Below are 21,951 nucleotides of genomic sequence, written 5' to 3'. Positions count from 1 at the left end.
CGCACTCAACGGTGCGGCGCATCACCCGGACTCTAAACGCAACGCCCGGTCTGGCTTTTGTCAGGCCGGGCGTTTGCCGCTTTCAGACCTTGCGGGTTTCACCGCAGGGCAGTAACAGGTAACAAAATCATGGCAAAAGAATACAGCCGTACCCAACGTATCGGCGATCAGATGCAGCGCGAGCTGGCTCAACTGATCCGTCGCGAAGTCAAAGATCCACGTGTTGGCCTGGTCACCATCACTGCAGTGGAAGTCAGCCGTGACGTCGGTCACGCGAAGATTTTCATCACCGTAATGGGGCAGGACAACGCTGAAGACATCGCGCAGAGCATCAAGGTGCTCAATGCCGCCGCAGGTTTCCTGCGCATGCAACTGGCCCGTGAAATGAAGCTGCGCAGCGTGCCGCAATTGCACTTCCACTACGACGAATCCGTCGTGCGTGGCGCGCACCTGTCGGCCCTGATCGAGCGTGCGGTCGCTGAAGACAATCAGCATCCGGTCGCTGCTGAACCTGAAGACGCCAAGGAGTAATTCGGTGGCTCAGGTCAAACGTATCCGTCGTAATGTCAGTGGCATCATCCTGCTCGACAAACCGTTGGGGTTCACCTCCAACGCCGCGTTGCAGAAGGTTCGCTGGCTGCTCAATGCCGAGAAGGCCGGTCACACCGGCAGCCTCGATCCGCTGGCCTCCGGCGTATTGCCGCTGTGCTTCGGTGAGGCGACCAAGTTCTCGCAATATCTGCTCGATTCCGACAAGGCTTATGAAACCCTGGCCCAGCTCGGCAAGACCACCACCACGGCAGACGCCGAGGGTGAGGTTTTGCAGGAACGCCCGGTGACCGTTGGTCGCGCCGATGTCGAAGCGGCTTTGCCGAAATTTCGTGGGCAAATCAGTCAGATACCGCCGATGTACTCGGCGCTCAAGCGTGATGGCCAGCCGCTGTACAAGCTGGCCCGTGCAGGCGAAGTAGTGGAGCGCGAACCGCGTTCTGTTACTATTGCGCGCTTGGAATTACTGGCGTTCGAGGGCGATACTGCGCGTCTTGCGGTGGACTGCAGCAAGGGCACCTATATTCGCACCCTGGTGGAGGATATCGGTGAGCAACTCGGTTGTGGTGCGTACGTCGCTGAACTGCGTCGTACCCAGGCCGGGCCTTTCACCCTGGCGCAGACCGTGACCCTCGAAGAGCTCGAAGCGGTACATGCCGAAGGCGGCAACGAAGCGGTTGATCGCTTCCTGATGCCATCGGACAGCGGCCTGCAGGATTGGCCGCTGCTGCACTTCTCGGAAGCGAGCGCGTTCTACTGGCTCAACGGCCAGCCGGTACGTGCCCCGGATGCTCCGAAGTTCGGCATGGTGCGGGTACAGGATCACAATGGTCGCTTCATCGGTATCGGTGAAGTGAGCGAAGACGGGCGCATCGCGCCGCGTCGACTGATTCGGTCAGAATGACCGGACCGGCCTGTGTAACAGCAGGTCGGCGAGTGTGGCTGTTAACAGGCACGGTCACTACTCATTTATAGATACAGGGATTTGTCCCTGGCCTGTTGAAGCTGTTTCCCTGAAACAGTTTCCTGATAAAAGGATTGCCTCATGGCTCTCGACGTTCAAGAAAAAGCTCAAATCGTTGCTGACTATCAGCAAGCTGTTGGTGACACTGGTTCGCCAGAAGTGCAAGTTGCACTGCTGACCCACAACATCAACAAACTGCAAGGTCACTTCAAGGCCAACGGTAAAGATCACCACTCCCGTCGTGGTCTGATCCGCATGGTAAACCAGCGTCGCAAGCTGCTGGACTACCTGAAAGGCAAGGACGTGAGCCGTTACAGCGCTCTGATCGCTCGCCTGGGTCTGCGTCGCTAATCAGCGATTGCGCTATGAGGTTGGTTGTCTGTCGGACGTCAGTGGTTTACCACTGGCGCCTTGCAGGCTCCCAGCCTCAAGTTTTATCTGGATACACGTTTTACCCTGGACAGGCGTTGGGCCGATTCCCGACATTGCCCAAGAATTCGCAAGAAACCGTTTCCCCCAAGAGCCACAAAGAAGGTAGGACACCGTGAACCCGGTAATCAAAAAATTCCAGTTCGGTCAATCGACCGTTACCCTCGAGACTGGCCGTATCGCCCGTCAGGCCTCCGGCGCAGTATTGGTCACCGTTGACGACGACGTCAGCGTGTTGGTGACTGTAGTCGGTGCAAAACAAGCCGATCCGGGCAAGGGCTTCTTCCCTCTGTCCGTTCACTACCAGGAAAAGACTTACGCTGCCGGTAAGATCCCTGGCGGTTTCTTCAAGCGTGAAGGCCGTCCTTCCGAGAAAGAAACCCTGACTTCCCGACTGATCGACCGTCCGATCCGTCCGCTGTTCCCAGAAGGCTTCATGAACGAAGTGCAGGTTGTCTGCACCGTCGTTTCCACCAGCAAGAAAACCGATCCGGACATCGCTGCGATGATCGGTACCTCGGCTGCCCTGGCTATCTCGGGTATCCCGTTCGACGGCCCGATCGGCGCCGCTCGCGTGGCATTCCACGAAAGCACCGGCTACCTGCTGAACCCGACTTACGAGCAGCAAGCTGCTTCGAGCCTGGACATGGTCGTTGCCGGTACTTCCGACGCCGTGCTGATGGTTGAATCGGAAGCCAAAGAGCTGACCGAAGACCAGATGCTGGGCGCGGTACTGTTCGCTCACGACGAATTCCAGGTTGTGATCAACGCTGTCAAGGAACTGGCCGCTGAAGCTGCCAAGCCAACCTGGAACTGGGCTCCGGCTCCAGAAGCCACCGAACTGCTGGGCGCTATCCGTGCCGAGTTCGGCGACGCGATCTCCCAGGCTTACACCATCACCATCAAGGCCGACCGTTATGCTCGCCTGGGTGAGCTGAAGGATCAGGTGGTTGCCAAGCTGTCCGGTGAAGAAGGCCAGCCTTCGTCCAGCGAAGTCAAAGCCGCTTTCGGCGAAATCGAATACCGCACCGTTCGCGAAAACATCGTAAACGGCAAGCCACGTATCGACGGCCGCGACACCAAAACCGTACGTCCGCTGAACATCGAAGTCGGCGTTCTGCCGAAGACTCACGGTTCGGCGCTGTTCACCCGTGGTGAAACCCAGGCTCTGGTAGTCGCAACTCTGGGCACCGCCCGTGACGCACAACTGCTGGACACCCTGGAAGGCGAGAAAAAAGACCCGTTCATGCTGCACTACAACTTCCCTCCGTTCTCGGTGGGCGAGTGTGGTCGCATGGGTGGCGCTGGTCGTCGTGAAATCGGTCACGGCCGTCTGGCCCGTCGCTCGGTTTCGGCCATGCTGCCTGCCGCTGACGTGTTCCCGTACACCATCCGCGTGGTTTCGGAAATCACCGAATCCAACGGTTCGAGCTCGATGGCTTCCGTTTGCGGCGCTTCCCTGGCCCTGATGGACGCTGGTGTGCCGATGAAGGCGCCAGTTGCCGGTATCGCCATGGGTCTGGTTAAAGAAGGCGAGAAGTTCGCCGTCCTGACCGACATCCTCGGTGACGAAGATCACTTGGGCGACATGGACTTCAAGGTAGCCGGTACCGCCAAAGGTGTGACCGCGCTGCAGATGGACATCAAGATCAAGGGCATCACCGAAGAGATCATGGAAATCGCTCTGGGCCAAGCCCTGGAAGCGCGCCTGAACATCCTCGGTCAGATGAACCAGATCATCGGCCAGTCGCGTACCGAACTGTCGGCCAACGCTCCGACCATGATCGCGATGAAAATCGACACTGACAAAATCCGTGACGTTATCGGTAAAGGTGGCGCGACCATCCGTGCGATCTGCGAAGAAACCAAGGCTTCGATCGACATCGAAGACGACGGTTCGATCAAGATCTTCGGCGAAACCAAGGATGCAGCAGAAGCGGCGCGTCAGCGCGTTCTGAGCATCACTGCAGAAGCTGAAATCGGCAAGATCTACGTCGGTAAGGTTGAGCGCATCGTCGACTTCGGCGCATTCGTCAACATCCTGCCGGGCAAGGACGGTCTGGTACACATCTCGATGCTGAGCGACGCTCGCGTAGAGAAAGTGACCGACATCCTGAAAGAAGGCCAGGAAGTGGAAGTGCTGGTACTGGACGTGGACAACCGCGGCCGTATCAAGCTGTCCATCAAAGACGTGGCAGCAGCCAAGGCTTCGGGCGTTTAATCACCCCCAAGCTTTAGCGCAATAAAAATGCCCCGCCGTGAAAACGGCGGGGCATTTTTTTGTCCGCGAAATAGCGAGACACGCTGTGAAGTTGCTGGAGCCCGAGACCGGTGCTAGGTTTAGCCCACCGCCCGTGTAGCTCAGCCGGTAGAGCAGCGCACTCGTAACGCGAAGGTCGCAGGTTCGATTCCTGTCTCGGGCACCAGATTCCCTTCGCGCTTGAGCCCGCTGAACACCTTCCCTGGCAAGCGGGCAGGAGGCTTTTTATTCTGGTTTTGTTTCAACTGCTTTGTGGCTTTCAAAAACAATGCTGGTTCTGCACAACATGGAAGCGTTTGTTGTCACTATCGAGTATGAGACCAGCGCCACGTATGCCAGCGCCAATAAGAGCGTCTTGGATGTTAAGAGGTTTTTGCTCGTCGGCAACGAGGTTTTAAAAGCGATGGCGCCGTAGCAAAGCGCTTGTAGCGGAAAGAAAAAACGTGTTTCGATGGCGCCAGGGATGATGGCTGCAACGGGAATGACCAGTACGATCAACCAGAAGAGCTTACTTAGCGTTTGGGGGCGGGCTGTGGAACACGACAGGGATGGCTTTAAAATTGTGCGCAAAAGAAGAAACAAGCCAAGAAAGAACACTGAAATGCTCATTGCGGATCTTAGGCTTTTTTGAATCGATGGAGACGTTGTATAAACGACATGATCGCGCACATCAATGCCATTGATAAAATGTCTAAGATAGATCTTGGAGAACACGATGGGTTCCGAAAGTGCCAAGCCGAGGTACCAAGGCACAGTTGCGGTTGTTTCACTCAATGCATGGCTCTTGAAGAACTCCTCGCCAACCGGATCAAAGTAATAGATGCCAGATGCTTTCTCGGTGCTTTTGTCTAGCAAGGTTTCATAACGCTGTATTGTGATGCCCCATTTTAACTGGGTCGCGAACAGTGAAGTCTCTCCTACGTTCGAGATAACCATTGGAGAGGGACTCTGGTAGTGCTCGAGATTGATCATTACTTGAGGGATGGAACCAGCGGCAGAGCCAATGGTGAAGATTAGTGTGGCCAGCATCTTTGTCGAAAGCGCGCGCGAGGAAAATATGATGAAAGATATGGCAATGGCTGAGGCAGCCAGACTGAATATGTAAATTGGCCGGGTGTTGTAAGCGCCATAGGCCAGTAATCCGGCAGCAAAGAGCAATGAATACATTCCGGCACGGGATGTTTTCTGCTCTGCGGATATCAGAAGATATATGCTTGATAGTGTGAGCGCGAATGCCGGGAGGTCACTGAGCGGGTACGATATAAGTCCCGGAAAAAAAATGGCAACCAGGCAGGGAATGATCAGCCGTCTGGAGAGTGTCGCGTGGCCACCAAATATTCTCAAAAACAGATTCGGAAGCAAGATGCTCAGAATGTAACTGTATGCAATGGCCTGGAGAATTCTTAAAGGGAGGAATCCAAGCTGTGGGAATGTTTCAGAAAGGTATTTTGCCGGAGAAAGGAGTAGCGGGAAAAAATACCCTCTTAGATTCTCCGGAAATGAAAAATTCAATATGTAAGAGCTGAGCTGCCAGTAGTTTCTCGCGTCACCTAAAAAGAATCGGGCATCAACATGTTTCTGAGCCAGATAAAAAACAAAGGCTGCTATAAAAAAAGCGATGATCTGCTGATTATTATTGAGGGCTTTCGCTATCTGATCCAGGCTTGATTTGTCGGTTGATGCTGAATCTAGGGTTAGCATGCTTGAATCATTGCTCCGTGACGTAAAGGCATTCTGTTTTCTTGAAGGAGCGAAATTCTACAACATTCTTAATCAACGGATGAGTCGAACAGGAAAACCCGCCATAGCGGGTTTTTTTCTGCCAAAACGGAAGCGTTCATTGCGCAGCTATCGCGGTAGGTTCTCCAGAGTGCTGGCAAAGAAGTCAGGCATTTTTGCCCTGCCTGCCCCTACTTCACCTTGCGGCTCAGATCCTCGACGGTACGTTTGAGCTGATCCATCGCCCGATCCTGATCGCTGATTTTCTGTTTCAGGCTGGAAATCTCGCTGCTGTTCGAATTGGAGCTGGAACCGTTGTTGCGCTTGAGCTCTTCAACCTGCCGACCGAGGGTTTCGAGCTTGCGATCCTGTTCCTTGACCTTGTTTTTCAGTTCCTCGATTTCCTTGCCGCTGGAACTGGAGCTCGAACCGCTGCTGCGTTTGAGTTCTTCGATCTGGCGTGATTGATCGCTGACGGTGTCGCGCATTTTTTTCAATTCATCGACGCTGAAATCGCTGCGGATTACCACTTCTTTGCCATAGTCGTTGTGAATCAGTGAAAACTTGTCCCCGTAGGATGGGCTGCTGGAGCTCAGTTCCAGTGCCATTGCGCTCGCGGGAAGAGCCATAGCAGCGATCAGAGCGGTGGTGGAGACAACAGCGGACATTTTCGAAAAGCTGCGCATCACTGGTTTTCCTTGTGAACAGCGAGATGAGTGCCGAAGTGGCACATCGCTATGACTCGAAATCCGCATTTATGTTCCGCAGGTCAACTTTTTGTGCGAGAGATGTAAAGAGCCGTGTAATTCGTCATGCAAACGTCCTATATTCGGTGCCTGCATGAGCATCGCTTAGCAGTTTTCAGATGATCCCGAATGGTTCCGAAGGCCGGACAATCCGCGTCAGAGAGATCCTTGATGATCCAGATCCATCCTCCATTCTTACGATCAACGAGAACGCCATGACCGAATTAACTCAAGAGCAACGTCACGAGCAAGCGCTGGAAAAGTACATTCTGGACGTACCGGACCTGAAAGAAGAGATCAAGGACCTGAGTCCTGATGATCAGAAAGATCAGATCCAGTGGGCGTTCGAAGACGAAGCCGAAGCTCAGGGCCTGCAGCCGTGGGAGTTGACGCTCAAGTACACGAGCACGCCGGAGGAGTTCGAGGCGCAGCGCCTCGTGCTGCACAAAGAGGCGGCCGAAGTGCTGGGTGTCGAGTGGGACGAGTACTGCGAGATGAACAATCTTGTCGTTTAAGAGCAGCTAGGAGCTACAAGTTTCAAGCTACAAGTCAAAGCAAAAGCGCTTTGGCTTGTAGCTCGCCTCTTGTCGCTGCTGTTTAAAGACTCAAACGCATCGACAGGTCGACGGCTTTGACATCCTTGGTCATCGCGCCGATCGAGATGTAATCCACCCCGGTTTCAGCAATTGGCAGCAGCGTGCTTTCGTTGATGCCGCCGCTGGCTTCCAGTTTTGCCTTGCCGCCGTTCAGGCGCACGGCTTCGCGCATGTCATCCAGGCTCAACTCATCGAGCATGATGATATCGGCCCCGGCTTCCAGCGCTTCCTTCAGTTCCTCGAGACTTTCCACTTCGATTTCCACCGGTTTGCCCGGGGCGATCTTGTGCGCGGCGGCGATGGCTTGCGGGATGCCACCGCTGGCGGCGATGTGGTTTTCCTTGATCAGGAAGGCGTCGTACAGACCGATGCGGTGGTTGTGGCAGCCGCCGCAGGTTACTGCGTATTTCTGCGCCAGACGCAGGCCGGGCAGCGTCTTGCGGGTATCGAGCAACTTGACGTCAGTAGCGCCGACGAAGTCTGCGAGGTACTGCGCGCGCGTGGCCACCCCGGAGAGCAGTTGCAGGAAGTTCAGCGCACTGCGTTCACCGGTCAGCAGCGACCGCGCCGGCCCTTCCAGATGAAACAGCGGCTGATTGGGTTTGACCCGCTCGCCGTCGACCACTTGCCAGTGCACGGCAACCCGCGGATCGAGCTGACGAAACACTGCATCGACCCATGCAGTGCCGCAGATGACGGCTTCGTCGCGAGTAATGATGGTGGCCTTGGCCAGACGTTCGGCCGGGATCAGTTGCGCGGTGATGTCGCCGCTGCCGATGTCTTCGAGCAACGCACGGCGCACGTTGGCTTCGATTTCGGCGGTCAAATCGGCGAGACGTAGATTCGGCATAACGGGCTCCACAAACAAAGTGGTTCGATTATAGGGGCATGGGATCGGCCAACCCAAGGCGAGAACGTGCGCGCTTGACTGCATCCGGTCGAATTTCTTTGAGCAAACCGCGTTGCACCGTGGTCTGTGGAAGGGTGGTGGCATAGGGGAAACCCTGACGGCTATAGCGCCGGAGACATCTTTTGCAAGATAATCCGCCTTGCATTTGACGTCATAGCTTTGACGTACGAAGTATCACCGTTCCAGGAGGCTTGGATGCACAACGACGGGAAAGTAGTGCCCTTACACAAGGGCGCTATCGATCAGGCGAATCACTCGCCGCTCGCCCGCCTGCCTGTGATTCTGCTTCAGGTGCGCGACAAGGCTGCGCAACAACTGCGCCACGGTTTGCAGGAACTGTTCGATAACGCCGACGACACGCTGTTTGAAATGGCCGATCGAGCGCGCAACGATGTCGAGCAGAACATCTTTTTCGAAGCCATGCGCGACCTGCGCCTTAAGCGTAAAAATATCGAGCGCGGCTTTCTCGAGCTGTTTTTCCAAGCCTTCGTCGGTCTCACTCAATACGATCCCACGCACAACACGCTGCCGCGCACGCTGCTGTTCGAAGACACGGCGCCGCGCACCGATGACATGGAGCGCAGCGTGGCGGTCGAGACCATGGTCGGTCGTGTTCTCAAGCGTGATGGCTTCGCCCTCGATCAACTGACCACGCGGCTCAATGCCTTGCTCGGCAATACCCTCGACGATCAACGCAACCCGCTGGGCCCGGCGATGCTCTGCGAGTTTTTCTTGCAGGCCGGGCGCAATCTCGGCGTGGAGATCAAGGTTAAGTTGATCCTGCTCAAACTGTTCGAGCGCTATGTGCTGGCCGACACCGAACAGCTTTACGCTGAAGCCAACCAACTCCTGCGCGCTACGGGTGTGCTGCCGACGTTGAAACCGGCGCCCGCGCGGCGCGCCCTTGATCGAGCGGCCGCCAGCGTCTACAGCGAAGAAAATCTCGAGCCGACACCCGCTGACGACAGCGTGCAGGAAGTCTTTGCCGCGTTGCAGGAGTTGCTCTCGCACGTGCGTGGCAGCGTGGCGCCGACCCTGGAAACGAGCAGCGCGAGCCAACCGATTACCACGCGCGACCTGCTGCGCCTGCTTTCGCATTTGCAACAATACGTGCCAGCGCTCGCCGCGCAGGACGACTTCGACCTACGCAATCAGCTCGAACAACTGCTGACGCGGGTCAGCGTCAAGAGTGGCAAGTCGCGGATCGTCGGCGGCGCGGACGAAGACGTGATCAACCTGATCGCCATGGTGTTCGAGTGCATTCTTGATGATCGCAATGTGCCGGATTCGCTCAAGGCGTTGATCGCCCGTTTGCAGATTCCGATGCTTAAAGTCGCCGTACTCGACAAGAGTTTTTTCAGCCGCAGCAGTCATCCCGCGCGGCGCCTGCTCAATGAAATTGCCGACGCAGCCATGGGCTGGGGCGATTGCGACAGTGCGGCGCGCGACAGTTTGTACGTGCGCATCGAACAAGTGGTGCAGCGCCTGCTGACTGACTTCGTCGATGACCCGGCGATTTTCTCCGAGCTGCTCGCCGACTTCCTCGCCTTTACCAGCGACGAACGCCGCCGCAGCGAACTGCTGGAACAGCGTTTGCGCGATGCCGAAGAAGGCCGCGCGAAAACCGAACTGGCCCGGCGCCGGGTCGAGCAGGCGTTGAATCAGGCGTTGCTCGGTAAAGTCCTGCCGCCATCGGTGGTCACCTTCGTCCAGAACGCGTGGAGCAAAGTCCTGCTGCTGACGCGTCTCAAACACGGCGATCAGTCTGCCGAGTGGCAGGCCGACGTGCAGACCATGGAGCTATTGATCTGGAGCGTGCAGCGGCATGATGATCCCGGGTTCGGGCTGCGTTTATTGGCCGTTGTGCCGGGTTTGCTGAAATCCCTGCGCGACGGCCTTACCAGCACCGCGTTCGACCCGTTTGCCACCAGTGAGTTTTTCAGTGAGCTCGAAGCGCTGCACGTGAGGGTACTGGAGCGAACAACGGGCGCCGATGAAGAGACGGCGATGGTCGAGGTCTCGCAGCAGATCGTTTTACCGACCGCCGACGAGGGCTCGCTGGAGGTGACTTCCGTGCGGTTGCCCCATGACGACGCCGGTTTGCGCCAAGTCGAACAGTTGCGCATCGGCAGTTGGGTGGCGTTTGCCGAAGACGACGAGCACAGCTTGCGCTGCAAACTGGCGGCGATCGTCGAAGCCACGGGCAAGTACGTCTTCGTCGATCGCACCGGGATGAAAGTGCTCGAACGCAGTCGCACGAGCCTCGCACTGGAGTTTCGTCGCGGCGCCGTCCGTGCGCTGGACGACACCTTGCTGTTCGACCGGGCGCTGGAGTCGGTGCTGGGCAATCTGCGGCGACTCAATCGCGGCAAGTGATCGCGCGCCGGGGGTCGATCACGGCATACTGGGCGTCAACACAGTCGGCGTTGAAGGAATCGGTATGCAGTTGGATCCCGCTAGCGGGTGGTGTCACGGGATGCAGGTCTGCCCATCGCCCAACTTCAATGAACGGCCTGCGGGCGAAATCTCCCTGTTGGTCATCCACAACATCAGCCTGCCGCCGGCTCAATTCGCCACCGGCAAGGTGCAGGAATTTTTCCAGAACCGTCTGGATGTCACCGAACATCCCTATTTTGCAGGAATCGCCGACCTGCGTGTCTCCGCGCATTTCCTGATTGAGCGTGACGGCAAGGTCACCCAGTTTGTCTCCTGTCTTGAACGGGCGTGGCATGCTGGCGTGTCGATGTTCGAAGGCCGCGAAACCTGTAATGATTTTTCCGTGGGCATCGAACTTGAAGGCACCGATGATCTGCCGTTCACCGATGCGCAATATCACGCATTGACGGCGCTGACCCAGCAATTGCAAAAAGCATTTCCGGCCATCACCGGCGCCCGTATCTGCGGGCACAGCGACATTGCTCCCGGGCGCAAGACCGATCCTGGCCCGGGGTTCGACTGGGCGCGTTACCGCGCGGCCCTGGCACAAGAGGAAGGACAATGAGTTTTCTGGTGTTACTGCTGGCGCTCTGGATCGAGAAGTTCTCGGCCCTGCGCCATCGGCTTCAACGCGATGGCGGATGGATCCGCGAACTGAACAAACTCGAAAGCAGCCAGCGACTGGCGGACAAGCCGTGGCTGGTACTGACGATTCTGGTGTTGCTGCCCGTGGCGTTGCTCGGCTTGTTACTGCTGGTGCTGGAACCGGTGGCTTACGGCCTGCTGGCCTTGCCGGTGCATTTGCTGGTGGTGATTTACAGTCTGGGGCGCGGCGACTTGCTCGGCGGCCTCGGGCCTTTTCGCGATGCCTGGCGTCGTGAGGATCTGCAAGCCGCGGCCCACGTTGCCAAACGTGACCTGAATATCTGCGCCGACAGCGGCGAGCAATTACTGGATCGCGTGCAGGGGCATCTGCTGTGGGAGGCCTATCAGAGCTTCTTCGCGGTGATCTTCTGGTACTTCCTGCTCGGGCCGGTGGCGGCATTGGCCTATCGTTTGCTGGCGCTGGCCGAAGAACATGGCAAAAATCCCGCGCTGGTCGAGCGTGCCGGGCAACTGCGCCATGCCTTTGACTGGGTCCCGGTGCGTTTGCTGGCGGCCAGTCTGGCGCTGGTCGGCAACTTTGTTGCAGTGAGCCGGGTGATGCTGCACGAACTGCTCAACTGGAACATCAGCGCCGCACAGTTGATCAACAAGGTCGGTCTGGCAGCGGGGGAGATACCGCCGCCTGCGGTCGGCCCGGACGGCATCAACACCCTCGATTGCCTGTGGGAACTGCTGCTGCGTGCGGCGGTGCTGTGGTATGCCGGGTTTGCCTTGTGGACGGTTCTGGTTCATTGATCAATCGGGCCGAGGGAGCAAGTCCCTCGGCCCAGCTCGCCGTTAACCTTAAGTTACAAAACCTCCCGCCGATTTGAGCTATACAGACACAGCGCCCGATAGTGGCTATCTGCTGTCGCCCCGCGCCTGCCAATAAAAACAAGAAAAACCAAGGGAGACTTCCAGTGAAGAGCTTGCTCTATCCCGCCGTCTCGCTGATGAACCGTCTGAGCTTCGGCATGAAGTTCAGCTTGATCAGCGTGCTGTTCCTGGTGCCGATGCTGGTAACCAATTTCTATCTGGTGCGCGACTCGTATCGCGAATTCCAAGGCACCCGGGTCGAGTTGCAAAGCCTCGATCTGCTCGGCAGCAGCTTGGCCCTGCGCCGGGATCTGGAGACCCTGAACAATCTGGTGCAGATCAACGTCACCCTTGGCCAGTCCGGCAAGGCCGGTAACCTGGAAGCGGAAATCACCACGCTCGAACAAGCGGTGCTGACGCGTCTGCAAGGCCTGACGGCAACGACCGACGATCCCGAGCAGATCCAGATGTTCGACGGCAAGCGCGATGAAATGATTGCGGCGTTCAAGGCCCAGCAAGTCGAAAGCTCACTGCAAAGCAAAAGCGCGTTGATCGGCAAACTGGTGACCAGTGCGCAGATCTTCAGTCAAGTCATCACCAGTCAGGCCGGTATGAGCCGTGACAATCAGGGTGATATTCGTCAGCTCAGCGAACTGGTGACCCTGATCACGCCGGGCATTACCCAGACCCTCGGCGAAGGTCGGGCGATCGGCTCGTACTCGCTGGCCCAAGGGTTTCTCAACAGTGCCTCCAGTACGCGCTTCGATGAGCTGCTGGTGAAGATCGAAAAACTTCAGGCGGAATACGCCTTGAAACTGCAGGACGTCCTCGGTTCCAGCAAAGCCGCCCGCGAAACCCTCAGCGTTGAGGCCGACAACAGCAAGGCGTCGCTCAAGCAGGCGAGCGAGCTGTTCGAAGAACAAGTGGTGATGGCCGATACCCTCGACGCACCGTGGCAGGCGTTCTATGACCAGGCCACCGTGTTGATCGACACGACCTATGCGCTCAATGAAGCCTCGCTGAAATTCCTCGACAGCCAATTGCAGCAGCGTCTGGCGCAAAACCGCACGCACATGATCTTGCAAGCCACGGCGTTGTCGGTGGTGTTTGTGCTGATTTTCTATCTCTACGGTGGTTTCTACGCGTCGACCCGCACCACGCTCAAACGCCTCGGCGCGATGATGGACAAGGTGGCGGCAGGCGACATGACCGTCAACTTCAAGGCCAACAGCCGCGATGAACTCGGTGAGTTGGGCGAAGTGTTCAATGTCACGGTGAAGAAGATTCACGACTTGATCGAGCGTGTCGGCCAGACCGTCGGCGAAGTCGAGCGTCAGGCCGGTCAGGTCGAAAACGTCTCCGCGCAAAGCAATCAGGCAGTCGCCGGGCAACGCACGCAGATCGAGCAAGTGGCGACGGCGATGAATCAGATGTCAGCGACATCGCTTGAGGTCGCGCGCAGTGCTGCGGCGGCCGTGAGCAGCGCCCACAGCGTCAACGACGAGACCATCAGCGGTCGCGGTCTGGTGGAGTCGCAGCAGGGCAGCATTGCCGCGCTGGCCAGCGAGATCGATCAGTCGGTGCTGGTGATCAATCAGCTCGCCAGCGACAGCCAGTCGATCAGCCGCGTGCTGGAAGTGATCAAGAGCATCGCCGAACAGACCAACCTGCTGGCGCTCAACGCCGCCATCGAAGCGGCCCGCGCTGGCGAGCAGGGTCGCGGTTTTGCCGTGGTCGCAGACGAAGTGCGCACGCTGGCCAAACGTACCCAGCAATCGACCGAAGAAATTGAACAGATGATTGCCAAGTTGCACGGTGGTGTCGGCGCGGCGGTAAAAGCCATGGGCATCAGTCATCAAATGGCCAACGGCACGGTCGGGCAGTCGGAAAAGGTCCAGCAGGCGCTGGAAAACATCCTTGGCGCTGTGGGCATGATCGTTGATCAAAACCAGCAGATTGCCGCGGCGGTGGAACAGCAAACAGCGGTGGCCCACGACATCGACCAGAACATTGTCGAGATCAACCGCGCCGGCGAGCGCACGGCCCAGGGCGCGCATCAGACTGAAGACGCCAGCCGCGCACTATCCGCTCAGGTCGTGGAACTCAAACAACTGATCAGCGCCTTCCGCGTCTGAGGCACACGCGAAAAAACTGTGGGAGCGAGCCTGCTCGCGAATGCAATCTGCCAGTGACAACTTCGTCGTCTGACACACCGCTTTCGCGAGCAGGGGGCTTTTACCAGCCGAACACTTCGCAGCTGTTGGCGGTGCTGGCGCTTGCCAGTTGTTCCGGGCTGATCCTCATCAGCTCCGCCAGCGCCACGCAGATCGCCGGCAAGTGCGCCGGACTGTTGCGCACACCGGGAAACATCGCCGGGGCCATGTCCGGTGAGTCGGTTTCCAACACAATCGATTCCAGCGGCAGTTCCGCCAGCACGCGATGCATGCGCAACGCCTGCGGCCACGTCGGCGCGCCGCCCAACCCCAGTTTGAAACCGAGTTTGATGTACTCCCGCGCTTCCTCTCGACTGCCGGCGAAGGCGTGGATGATCCCGGCGCGTTTGAGCTTGAAGCGCTTGAGCGTAGCGATCACCGCCGCGTGGCTGCGGCGCACATGGATCAACGCCGGCAACTCAAAGTCCGCCGCCAATTGCAGTTGGGCTTCGAACAGCGCTCGTTGCCGCTCGCGGTCGAGGGTTTCGATGAAGTAATCCAGACCGATTTCGCCCACCGCGCACAGCTGCCGATGACCGCGCAAACGGGTCAGCCAATCGCCGAGTGCCAGCAAATCCTCAGGACGATGCTGATCGAGATACACCGGGTGCAAACCGAGCGCCGCATGCAAATCCGTATCGCTCTGCACCAGATCCCAGACCCGTTGCCAGTTACCTTCATAGACACCCAACACCACCATCCGCCGCACTCCGAGAGCGCGGCTTTCGGTGAGTAACGCCGAACGATCGGCATCGAAGTCGGGGAAGTCGAGGTGGGTGTGGCTGTCGATCAGCTCCACGATTCAGTCTCGGTGAATACGCTGCTTGAAGGTCCGCGCAATGGCTTGCACGCCAGGCTTGTATTCCGACTGCTCGACCGCCGCCAGCGCCAGTTCCAGTGCCTTGTCGGCGATCAACTGGTGCTGCTGGGCCATGGCGTTGACCGGCAGCGGCAGGAAGTCCAGCAACTGCGTATCACCGAAGGTACCGAGGCGCAGCGGCCGCGATTTCAGCGGGAAGTCATGCAGCGCATCGAACACGCCCTGCAGCAGCACGTAGGAAGTCGTTACCAAGGCGTCGGGCAAATGCCCCAGACGTTGCAGGAGTTCTTCCATCAACTGCTTGCCGCACTCGCGGCTGAAGGATTCGGCGTGCTCGACCAGCACTTCGCCTTTGAAGTCGACCAGCGCTTGCTTGAAACCGGCGGCACGTTCCTGGCTGATGCTCAGTTCAGGGCGGGCGCCGAGCAGCACGATCTGCTTGGGTTGCGGGTCTAGCAGGCTTTGCGTCAGGTGCTGACTGGCTTCACGGTCGTCACTGACCACCGAGCAAAAATGCTCGGGCTCCATGACCCGGTCGATGGCGATGATCGGCGTGCCCTTGGCCTGCAATTGCCGATAACTGTCATCACCCGCGGGCAGGCAACTGGCGACGATCAGCGCGTCGCACCGGCGCGCGCGGAACAGTTGCAGCAATTGCCGTTCGCTGTCGGGCGCATCGTCGGAACTGGCGATCAGCAGTTGATAGCCCCGCGCCCGCGCACCTTGCTCAAGCAGTTTGGCGATCCGCGCGTAACTGGGGTTTTCCAGGTCCGGCAGAATAAAGCCCAGCGTGCGGGTATGCCGACTGCGCAGCCCGGCCGCTTGAGGATTGGGCGTAAAGCCATGCAGTTCAACCACCGCCCGCACGCGCTCGACGGTCGCGGTGCTGATGCGCTGCTGTTCGGCCTTGCCGTTGATGACGTAGCTGGCGGTGGTCACGGACACTCCGGCCAATCGCGCGATATCACTGAGTTTCAACCCGGGATTTCCTTGTTTTTTCGAGCTTGCCGCCACATTTTCGCCAATCCTACCCGATTAGGGCAGGCGACTATTGTCGCAGCGCATCCGACAAGTTGGACTTCAAGGATGGGACATTATCGAGTAACGTGCCGATCAATCTAGATTAAACGTTTCAGCAAGCGTATTTTCTACGTTTTAGGCGCCTTTGGCCGGTTCTGCCGTGAAACCGCCAAATCTGCCGCTGAAAAGCAAAGCCGTAGAGCGCCTAAGCTGCAACCATTCAAAACAATACCTGGCCCCTTCATGGGCCAAAAAGGAGATCGCATGCTCGAGCTCACTATAGAGCAGATATCCATGGGCCAATCGGCTGTGGATAAACCCGCCGCCCTGCAATTGCTGGCCAATCATCTGGTCGCCGATGGTCTCGTCGCTGACGGCTACCTCGCCGGCTTGCAGGCCCGGGAAGCCCAGGGCTCGACCTTTCTCGGTCAAGGTATTGCCATCCCTCACGGAACCCCGGAAACCCGCGATCAGGTGTTCGCCACTGGCGTGCGCCTGATGCAGTTCCCGGAAGGCGTGGATTGGGGCGATGGCCAGATCGTGTATCTGGCCATCGGTATCGCCGCCAAATCCGACGAACACCTGCGCCTGTTGCAACTGCTGACCCGCGCCCTCGGCGAGACCGATCTGGGCCAGGCCCTGCGTCGCGCCAGCTCACCCGAAGCGCTGCTGAAACTGCTGCAAGGCGCGCCGCAGGAACTGGCGCTGGACGCACAGATGATCGGCCTCGGTGTCTCCGCCGATGATTTCGAAGAACTGGTCTGGCGTGGCGCGCGCCTGCTGCGCCAAGCCGATTGTGTGAGCAACGGTTTCTCTGCGGTGCTGCAACAAGTCGAAGCGTTGCCGCTGGGCGATGGCCTGTGGTGGCTGCACAGCGAGCAAACCGTGAAGCGTCCGGGGCTGGCGTTCGTCACCCCGGATAAACCGATGCGCTACCTCGGTCAGCCGCTCAGCGGTCTGTTTTGCCTGGCCAGCCTTGGCGAAGCGCATCAGGCGCTGCTCGAACGTCTGTGTGCATTGCTGATTGAAGGTCGCGGCCATGAATTGGGTCGCGCGACCAGCAGTCGTAAAGTTCTCGAAGTGCTCGGCGGTGAATTGCCCGCCGACTGGCCGAGCGCACGCATTGCGCTGGCCAATGCCCACGGTTTGCACGCGCGTCCGGCGAAGATTCTCGCGCAACTGGCGAAGAGTTTTGACGGCGAGATTCGCGTGCGCATCGTCGACGGTCAGGACAGCGCCGTGTCGGTGAAGAGTTTGAGCAAACTGCTCAGCCTCGGCGCCCGTCGCGGTCAGGTGCTGGAGCTGATCGCCGAGCCGAGCATTGCCGCCGATGCCCTACCGGCCTTGCTCGCTGCTATCGAGGAAGGTCTCGGCGAAGAAGTCGAGCCGTTGCCCGCCATTAGCGAACAACGCGAAGTCTTTGCCGACATCGCCGAAGTGCTGATTGCGCCGGCGTCCGGCGCGCAGCTGCAAGCGATCCCGGCAGCGCCCGGTATTGCCATTGGGCCTGCACATATTCAGGTTCAGCAAACCATCGATTATCCGCTGCGAGGCGAGTCCGCTGCCGTTGAGCGTGAGCGTCTCAAGCAAGCGCTCAGCGATGTGCGCAGCGACATTCAGGGCCTGATCGAACGCAGCAAAGCCAAAGCCATCCGCGAGATCTTCATCACCCATCAGGAAATGCTCGACGACCCGGAACTCACCGACGAAGTCGACACGCGCCTCAAGCAAGGCGAAAGCGCCGAAGCGGCGTGGATGGCGGTGATCGAAGCGGCGGCCAAGCAACAGGAAGCGCTGCAAGACGCGTTGCTCGCCGAGCGTGCGGCGGATCTGCGTGACATCGGTCGCCGCGTGTTGGCGCAACTGTGTGGCGTGCAGACCGCGAGCGAGCCCGAGCAACCGTACATTCTGGTGATGGACGAGGTCGGTCCGTCCGACGTTGCGCGGCTGGACCCGGCGCGCGTGGCGGGGATTCTCACCGCACGCGGCGGCGCCACCGCGCACAGTGCGATCGTTGCGCGAGCCCTCGGGATTCCGGCGCTGGTCGGTGCTGGCGCGGCGGTGCTGTTGCTGGCGCCGGGTACGCCGTTGCTGCTCGACGGCCAACGCGGTCGCCTGCATGTCGATGCGGATGCGGCGACTCTGCAACGTGCCACCGAAGAACGCGACACCCGCGAACAACGCCTGAAGATTGCTGCCGAACAACGTCATCAACCGGCGCACACCACCGACGGTCACGCCGTCGAAGTGTTCGCCAACATCGGTGAAAGCGCGGGCGTGATCAGCGCGATGGAGCAGGGCGCCGAAGGCATCGGTCTGCTGCGCACCGAACTGATTTTCATGGCCCATCCGCAAGCGCCGGACGAGGCCACGCAAGAAGCCGAATACCGTCGCGTCCTCGATGGTCTCGCCGGGCGGCCGTTGGTGGTGCGTACACTGGACGTCGGCGGCGACAAACCGCTGCCGTATTGGCCGATCGCCAAGGAAGAAAATCCGTTCCTCGGCGTGCGTGGCATTCGCCTGACTTTGCAGCGTCCGCAGATCATGGAAGCGCAATTGCGCGCTTTGCTGCGCTCGGCGGACAACCGTCCATTGCGCATCATGTTCCCGATGGTCGGCAGCGTTGAAGAGTGGCGTCAGGCCCGCGACATGACCGAGCGTCTGCGTCTGGAAATCCCGGTCGCCGATCTGCAACTGGGGATCATGATCGAAGTGCCGTCCGCCGCGTTGCTCGCGCCGGTGCTGGCCAAGGAAGTCGACTTCTTCAGCATCGGCACCAACGACCTCACGCAATACACCTTGGCCATCGACCGCGGCCACCCGACCCTGTCGGCGCAGGCGGACGGCTTGCACCCGGCGGTGCTGCAGCTGATCGATATCACCGTGCGCGCGGCTCATGCCCACGGCAAATGGGTGGGTGTCTGCGGCGAACTGGCGGCGGATCCGCTGGCGGTGCCGGTACTGGTCGGTCTCGGGGTCGATGAGCTCAGCGTCTCCGGTCGCAGCATTGCCGAAGTCAAAGCACGCATCCGCGAACTCAGCCTGACTCAGGCGCAAACCCTTGCTCAACACGCCCTGGCCGTGGGCAGCGCGAACGAAGTGCGCGCATTAGTGGAGGCCCTGTAATGGCCAAGATTCTTACCCTGACCCTCAACCCGGCGCTCGACCTCACCGTCGAGTTGCCACGGCTGGACGCCGGTCAGGTCAACCGCAGCGACGAGATGCACACCCACGCTGCCGGCAAAGGTGTGAACGTCGCGCAGGTGCTGGCTGACCTGGGCCACCAATTGACGGTCAGTGGCTTTCTCGGCGAAGACAATCTGCAAGCGTTCGAAACCTTGTTCGCCAAGCGTGGTTTTGTCGACGCGTTTATCCGTGTGCCGGGCGAGACGCGCAGCAACATCAAGGTCGCCGAACAGGATGGGCGCATCACCGACATCAACGGCCCGGGGCCGGTGGTCGGTGCGCTCGCGCAGCAGGCGTTGCTTGATCGTTTGGTGCAGATTGCACCAGGTCATGACGCGGTTGTAGTCGCCGGCAGTTTGCCGCGCGGTGTCACGGCGCAGTGGTTGCGTGAGTTGATCGAACGGCTCAATCAGCTCGGCCTGAAAGTCGCTCTCGATTCCAGCGGCGAAGCGTTGCGCGAAGCGTTGAAAGCCAGTCCATGGCTGATCAAACCGAACACCGAAGAACTCGCCGACGCGCTCGGTTGTGAGGTGGTTTCGCACGCGGCGGAAGCGCAAGCAGCGGCGCAATTGCACGCGCAAGGCATCGAGCACGTGGTGATCTCCCACGGTGCTGATGGCGTGAACTGGTTCAGCGTTGGTTCGGCGCTGCACGCCACGCCGCCGAAGGTCAGCGTCGCCAGCACGGTCGGTGCCGGTGATTCCTTGCTGGCCGGCATGCTTCACGGTTTGCTCAGCGCCGACACGCCTGAACAAACCCTGCGCACGGCCACCGCGATTGCGGCGATGGCGGTGACCCAGATCGGTTTCGGCATCAACGACCGTGCGCAACTGGCGCGGCTTGAACAGGGCGTACGCGTGCGTCCCCTGACAGAACAATAAGAGGGTTTGTCATGAAATTAGCCATTGTTACGGCTTGCCCGAACGGCATGGTCACCAGTGTGCTCTGCGCGCGTTTGCTTGATGCGGCGGCGCAGCGTCAGGGCTGGAGCACCAGCGTGGAAGTGGTCGATGCGGCGCACCCGGAGCGCGAATTGTCGGCAGCGACGATTGCAGCGGCGGAGTGGGTTTTGTTGGTGGCCACCGGCGCGGTCGACATGACGCGGTTTGTCGGTAAGCGGGTTTTCCAGATTGCCCCGGCGCAGGCGCTGCAAGACGTTGAAACGGTGCTGCGTCGTGGCGCTGAAGAGGCCGAGGTTTACGTTGCCAACGCGGCTGAGCCGGTTGCTGATGCAACGCGTGCGCCACGCATCGTCGCCATCACCGCGTGCCCGACCGGTGTTGCCCACACCTTCATGGCCGCCGAAGCTTTGCAGCAAACGGCCAAGCGTCTGGGCTATGAACTGCAGGTCGAAACCCAAGGCTCGGTGGGTGCGAAAACCCCGTTGAGCGCAGCGGCGATTGCCGAGGCTGACGTGGTGTTGCTGGCGGCGGATATCGAAGTCGCCACTGAGCGTTTTGCCGGCAAGAAAATCTACCGTTGTGGCACCGGGATTGCGCTTAAGCAGTCCGAAGCGACGCTGAAAAAAGCTTTGGCCGAAGGCAAGGTGGAAAGCGCTGCCAGTGACGGAAAACCTGCGACCAGGTCAGAAAAGACCGGTGTCTACAAACACCTGCTGACCGGTGTGTCTTTCATGCTGCCGATGGTGGTGGCGGGCGGTTTGATGATCGCGCTGTCGTTCGTGTTCGGCATCACCGCGTTCAAAGAGGAAGGCACGTTGGCGGCAGCGCTGATGCAGATCGGTGGCGAGACCGCGTTCAAACTGATGGTGCCGCTGCTGGCGGGTTACATCGCTTATTCGATTGCTGACCGTCCGGGCCTGGCGCCGGGGATGATTGGCGGCTTGCTCGCGAGTACGTTGGGCGCCGGGTTTATCGGTGGCATCGTCGCCGGTTTTATCGCCGGTTATGCGGCGAAGGCGATCAGCCGTTATGTCGCGTTGCCGCAGAGTTTGGAAGCGCTGAAACCGATTCTGATCATTCCGTTGTTCGCTAGTTTGTTTACCGGGCTGGTGATGATTTACGTGGTCGGCAAACCGGTCGCCGGGATGCTGTTGGCGCTGACGAGTTTTCTCGACAGCATGGGCACCACCAACGCGATCCTGCTCGGCGTGGTGCTTGGCGGCATGATGTGCGTCGACCTCGGCGGGCCGATCAACAAAGCCGCGTATGCGTTCTCGGTGGGGCTGCTGGCGTCGCAGAGTTATGCACCGATGGCCGCGACCATGGCGGCCGGCATGGTGCCGCCGATTGGCCTAGGCATCGCCACGTTTATTGCGCGGCGCAAGTTCGCCCAGACTGAACGCGAAGCCGGTAAAGCGGCGCTGGTGTTGGGGCTGTGCTTTATCTCCGAAGGAGCGATTCCGTTTGCTGCGAAAGACCCGTTGCGGGTGATTCCGGCGAGCATTGCCGGTGGTGCGTTGACCGGTGCGCTGTCGATGTATTTCGGCTGCAAACTAATGGCGCCGCATGGTGGTTTGTTCGTGTTGGCGATCCCTAATGCGATCAATCATGCGCTGCTGTATCTGCTAGCGATTGTCGCCGGTAGTTTGTTGACCGCCATCGTCTACGCAACGGTCAAACGCCCGGAAGCCGTCGAGTTGGCCCTGGAACCCGCCAAGGCCTGACTGACAATACAAAAAC

The 21,951-nt window shown here is 59.2% G+C and carries 17 protein-coding genes and 1 tRNA gene; 13 read left to right on the top strand and 5 right to left on the bottom strand.

Features of this window, described 5'->3' with window-relative positions; genetic code table 11:
- Positions 1-129: 129 nt before the first annotated feature.
- The 5 genes from rbfA (at position 130) to ACQ4OE_RS24325 (ending at position 4,368) form a co-directional block, all read left to right on the top strand.
- Positions 130-531, top strand: a complete 402-nt coding sequence (gene rbfA, locus ACQ4OE_RS24345) for a 30S ribosome-binding factor RbfA (protein ID WP_122595202.1) — start codon at positions 130-132, stop codon at positions 529-531.
- Positions 532-535: 4 nt separating this feature from the next.
- Positions 536-1,453, top strand: a complete 918-nt coding sequence (truB, locus tag ACQ4OE_RS24340; protein ID WP_122595201.1) for a tRNA pseudouridine(55) synthase TruB — start codon at positions 536-538, stop codon at positions 1,451-1,453.
- Between the two features lie 141 nt (positions 1,454-1,594).
- Positions 1,595-1,864 (top strand): 30S ribosomal protein S15, encoded by a 270-nt coding sequence (rpsO, locus tag ACQ4OE_RS24335; protein ID WP_003197723.1) that lies wholly within the window; start codon positions 1,595-1,597, stop codon positions 1,862-1,864.
- 193 nt (positions 1,865-2,057) lie between these two features.
- On the top strand, positions 2,058-4,163 hold the full coding sequence (gene pnp / locus ACQ4OE_RS24330) for a polyribonucleotide nucleotidyltransferase (RefSeq protein ID WP_122595200.1): 2,106 nt from the start codon (positions 2,058-2,060) through the stop codon (positions 4,161-4,163).
- Positions 4,164-4,292: 129 nt separating this feature from the next.
- A tRNA-Thr gene (locus tag ACQ4OE_RS24325) sits at positions 4,293-4,368 on the top strand.
- A 59-nt stretch (positions 4,369-4,427) separates the two neighbouring features.
- Here ACQ4OE_RS24325 and ACQ4OE_RS24320 read toward each other — a convergent pair.
- Positions 4,428-5,903 (bottom strand): hypothetical protein, encoded by a 1,476-nt coding sequence (locus tag ACQ4OE_RS24320; RefSeq protein ID WP_430948187.1) that lies wholly within the window; start codon positions 5,901-5,903, stop codon positions 4,428-4,430.
- Positions 5,904-6,112: 209 nt separating this feature from the next.
- A complete protein-coding gene (locus ACQ4OE_RS24315) occupies positions 6,113-6,607 on the bottom strand; it encodes a hypothetical protein (protein ID WP_430948186.1) in 495 nt (164 codons plus the stop codon).
- Positions 6,608-6,882: 275 nt separating this feature from the next.
- Between ACQ4OE_RS24315 and ACQ4OE_RS24310 the strand changes: the two genes are divergently transcribed.
- Complete coding sequence (locus ACQ4OE_RS24310; protein ID WP_034154593.1) at positions 6,883-7,182, top strand: DUF6388 family protein; 300 nt, start codon at positions 6,883-6,885, stop codon at positions 7,180-7,182.
- Between the two features lie 82 nt (positions 7,183-7,264).
- Here ACQ4OE_RS24310 and nadC read toward each other — a convergent pair whose 3' ends face one another.
- The gene (gene nadC, locus ACQ4OE_RS24305) at positions 7,265-8,113 is read right to left on the bottom strand and encodes a carboxylating nicotinate-nucleotide diphosphorylase (RefSeq protein WP_430948185.1); all 849 of its coding nucleotides are present in this window, start codon (positions 8,111-8,113) and stop codon (positions 7,265-7,267) included.
- Between the two features lie 255 nt (positions 8,114-8,368).
- Here nadC and ACQ4OE_RS24300 point away from each other — a divergent pair, with 255 nt between their 5' ends.
- From ACQ4OE_RS24300 to ACQ4OE_RS24285, 4 genes are all read left to right on the top strand, one after another.
- A complete protein-coding gene (locus ACQ4OE_RS24300) occupies positions 8,369-10,549 on the top strand; it encodes a DUF1631 domain-containing protein (protein WP_430948184.1) in 2,181 nt (726 codons plus the stop codon).
- Between the two features lie 64 nt (positions 10,550-10,613).
- Positions 10,614-11,174 (top strand): 1,6-anhydro-N-acetylmuramyl-L-alanine amidase AmpD, encoded by a 561-nt coding sequence (gene ampD, locus ACQ4OE_RS24295; protein ID WP_430948183.1) that lies wholly within the window; start codon positions 10,614-10,616, stop codon positions 11,172-11,174.
- Positions 11,171-12,010: a regulatory signaling modulator protein AmpE gene (gene ampE, locus ACQ4OE_RS24290; protein WP_122595195.1), complete on the top strand. Its 840-nt coding sequence runs from the start codon at positions 11,171-11,173 to the stop codon at positions 12,008-12,010. The genes ampD and ampE overlap by 4 nt, the downstream gene beginning before the upstream one ends.
- Before the next feature lie 164 nt (positions 12,011-12,174).
- Complete coding sequence (locus ACQ4OE_RS24285) at positions 12,175-14,205, top strand: methyl-accepting chemotaxis protein (RefSeq protein WP_430948182.1); 2,031 nt, start codon at positions 12,175-12,177, stop codon at positions 14,203-14,205.
- Between the two features lie 100 nt (positions 14,206-14,305).
- On the opposite strand, the gene ACQ4OE_RS24280 is transcribed toward ACQ4OE_RS24285, so the two are convergent.
- Together ACQ4OE_RS24280 and cra are read right to left on the bottom strand one after the other, a co-directional pair.
- Positions 14,306-15,082 carry a TatD family hydrolase gene (locus ACQ4OE_RS24280; protein ID WP_430948181.1) on the bottom strand — a complete coding sequence of 259 codons (777 nt, stop codon included), beginning with the start codon at positions 15,080-15,082 and terminating at the stop codon, positions 14,306-14,308.
- Positions 15,083-15,085: 3 nt separating this feature from the next.
- On the bottom strand, positions 15,086-16,081 hold the full coding sequence (cra, locus tag ACQ4OE_RS24275) for a catabolite repressor/activator (protein ID WP_122595192.1): 996 nt from the start codon (positions 16,079-16,081) through the stop codon (positions 15,086-15,088).
- Positions 16,082-16,387: 306 nt separating this feature from the next.
- On the opposite strand from cra, the gene ptsP reads away from it, so the two are divergent.
- From ptsP to ACQ4OE_RS24260, 3 genes are read left to right on the top strand one after another with little or no spacing between them, the layout of a single operon-like run.
- Positions 16,388-19,249, top strand: coding sequence for a phosphoenolpyruvate--protein phosphotransferase (ptsP, locus tag ACQ4OE_RS24270; protein WP_430948180.1), 2,862 nt, complete (start codon positions 16,388-16,390; stop codon positions 19,247-19,249).
- A complete protein-coding gene (gene pfkB, locus ACQ4OE_RS24265) occupies positions 19,249-20,190 on the top strand; it encodes a 1-phosphofructokinase (protein WP_430948179.1) in 942 nt (313 codons plus the stop codon). Before ptsP ends, pfkB begins: the two co-directional genes overlap by 1 nt.
- An 11-nt stretch (positions 20,191-20,201) precedes the next feature.
- Positions 20,202-21,935: a PTS fructose-like transporter subunit IIB gene (locus ACQ4OE_RS24260; RefSeq protein ID WP_430948178.1), complete on the top strand. Its 1,734-nt coding sequence runs from the start codon at positions 20,202-20,204 to the stop codon at positions 21,933-21,935.
- Positions 21,936-21,951 lie beyond the last annotated feature (16 nt).

Origin of the sequence: Pseudomonas sp. WC2 (genome assembly GCF_050586545.1) — a bacterium.
GTDB lineage: Bacteria > Pseudomonadota > Gammaproteobacteria > Pseudomonadales > Pseudomonadaceae > Aquipseudomonas.
The sequence above is the reverse complement of the archived record's forward strand: the minus strand, read 5'-3'. Positions and strand labels throughout refer to the sequence as shown.

Bases quoted from the DNA above. Each gene is read 5' to 3' on its own strand.
- rbfA (WP_122595202.1), top strand. From the start codon at position 130: ATGGCAAAAGAATACAGCCGTACCCAACGTATCGGCGATCAGATGCAG.
- rpsO (WP_003197723.1), top strand. From the start codon at position 1,595: ATGGCTCTCGACGTTCAAGAAAAAGCTCAAATCGTTGCTGACTATCAG.
- ACQ4OE_RS24320 (WP_430948187.1), bottom strand. From the start codon at position 5,903: ATGCTAACCCTAGATTCAGCATCAACCGACAAATCAAGCCTGGATCAG.
- ACQ4OE_RS24315 (WP_430948186.1), bottom strand. From the start codon at position 6,607: ATGCGCAGCTTTTCGAAAATGTCCGCTGTTGTCTCCACCACCGCTCTG.
- ACQ4OE_RS24310 (WP_034154593.1), top strand. From the start codon at position 6,883: ATGACCGAATTAACTCAAGAGCAACGTCACGAGCAAGCGCTGGAAAAG.
- nadC (WP_430948185.1), bottom strand. From the start codon at position 8,113: ATGCCGAATCTACGTCTCGCCGATTTGACCGCCGAAATCGAAGCCAAC.
- ACQ4OE_RS24300 (WP_430948184.1), top strand. From the start codon at position 8,369: ATGCACAACGACGGGAAAGTAGTGCCCTTACACAAGGGCGCTATCGAT.
- ampD (WP_430948183.1), top strand. From the start codon at position 10,614: ATGCAGTTGGATCCCGCTAGCGGGTGGTGTCACGGGATGCAGGTCTGC.
- ampE (WP_122595195.1), top strand. From the start codon at position 11,171: ATGAGTTTTCTGGTGTTACTGCTGGCGCTCTGGATCGAGAAGTTCTCG.
- ptsP (WP_430948180.1), top strand. From the start codon at position 16,388: ATGCTCGAGCTCACTATAGAGCAGATATCCATGGGCCAATCGGCTGTG.
- pfkB (WP_430948179.1), top strand. From the start codon at position 19,249: ATGGCCAAGATTCTTACCCTGACCCTCAACCCGGCGCTCGACCTCACC.
- ACQ4OE_RS24260 (WP_430948178.1), top strand. From the start codon at position 20,202: ATGAAATTAGCCATTGTTACGGCTTGCCCGAACGGCATGGTCACCAGT.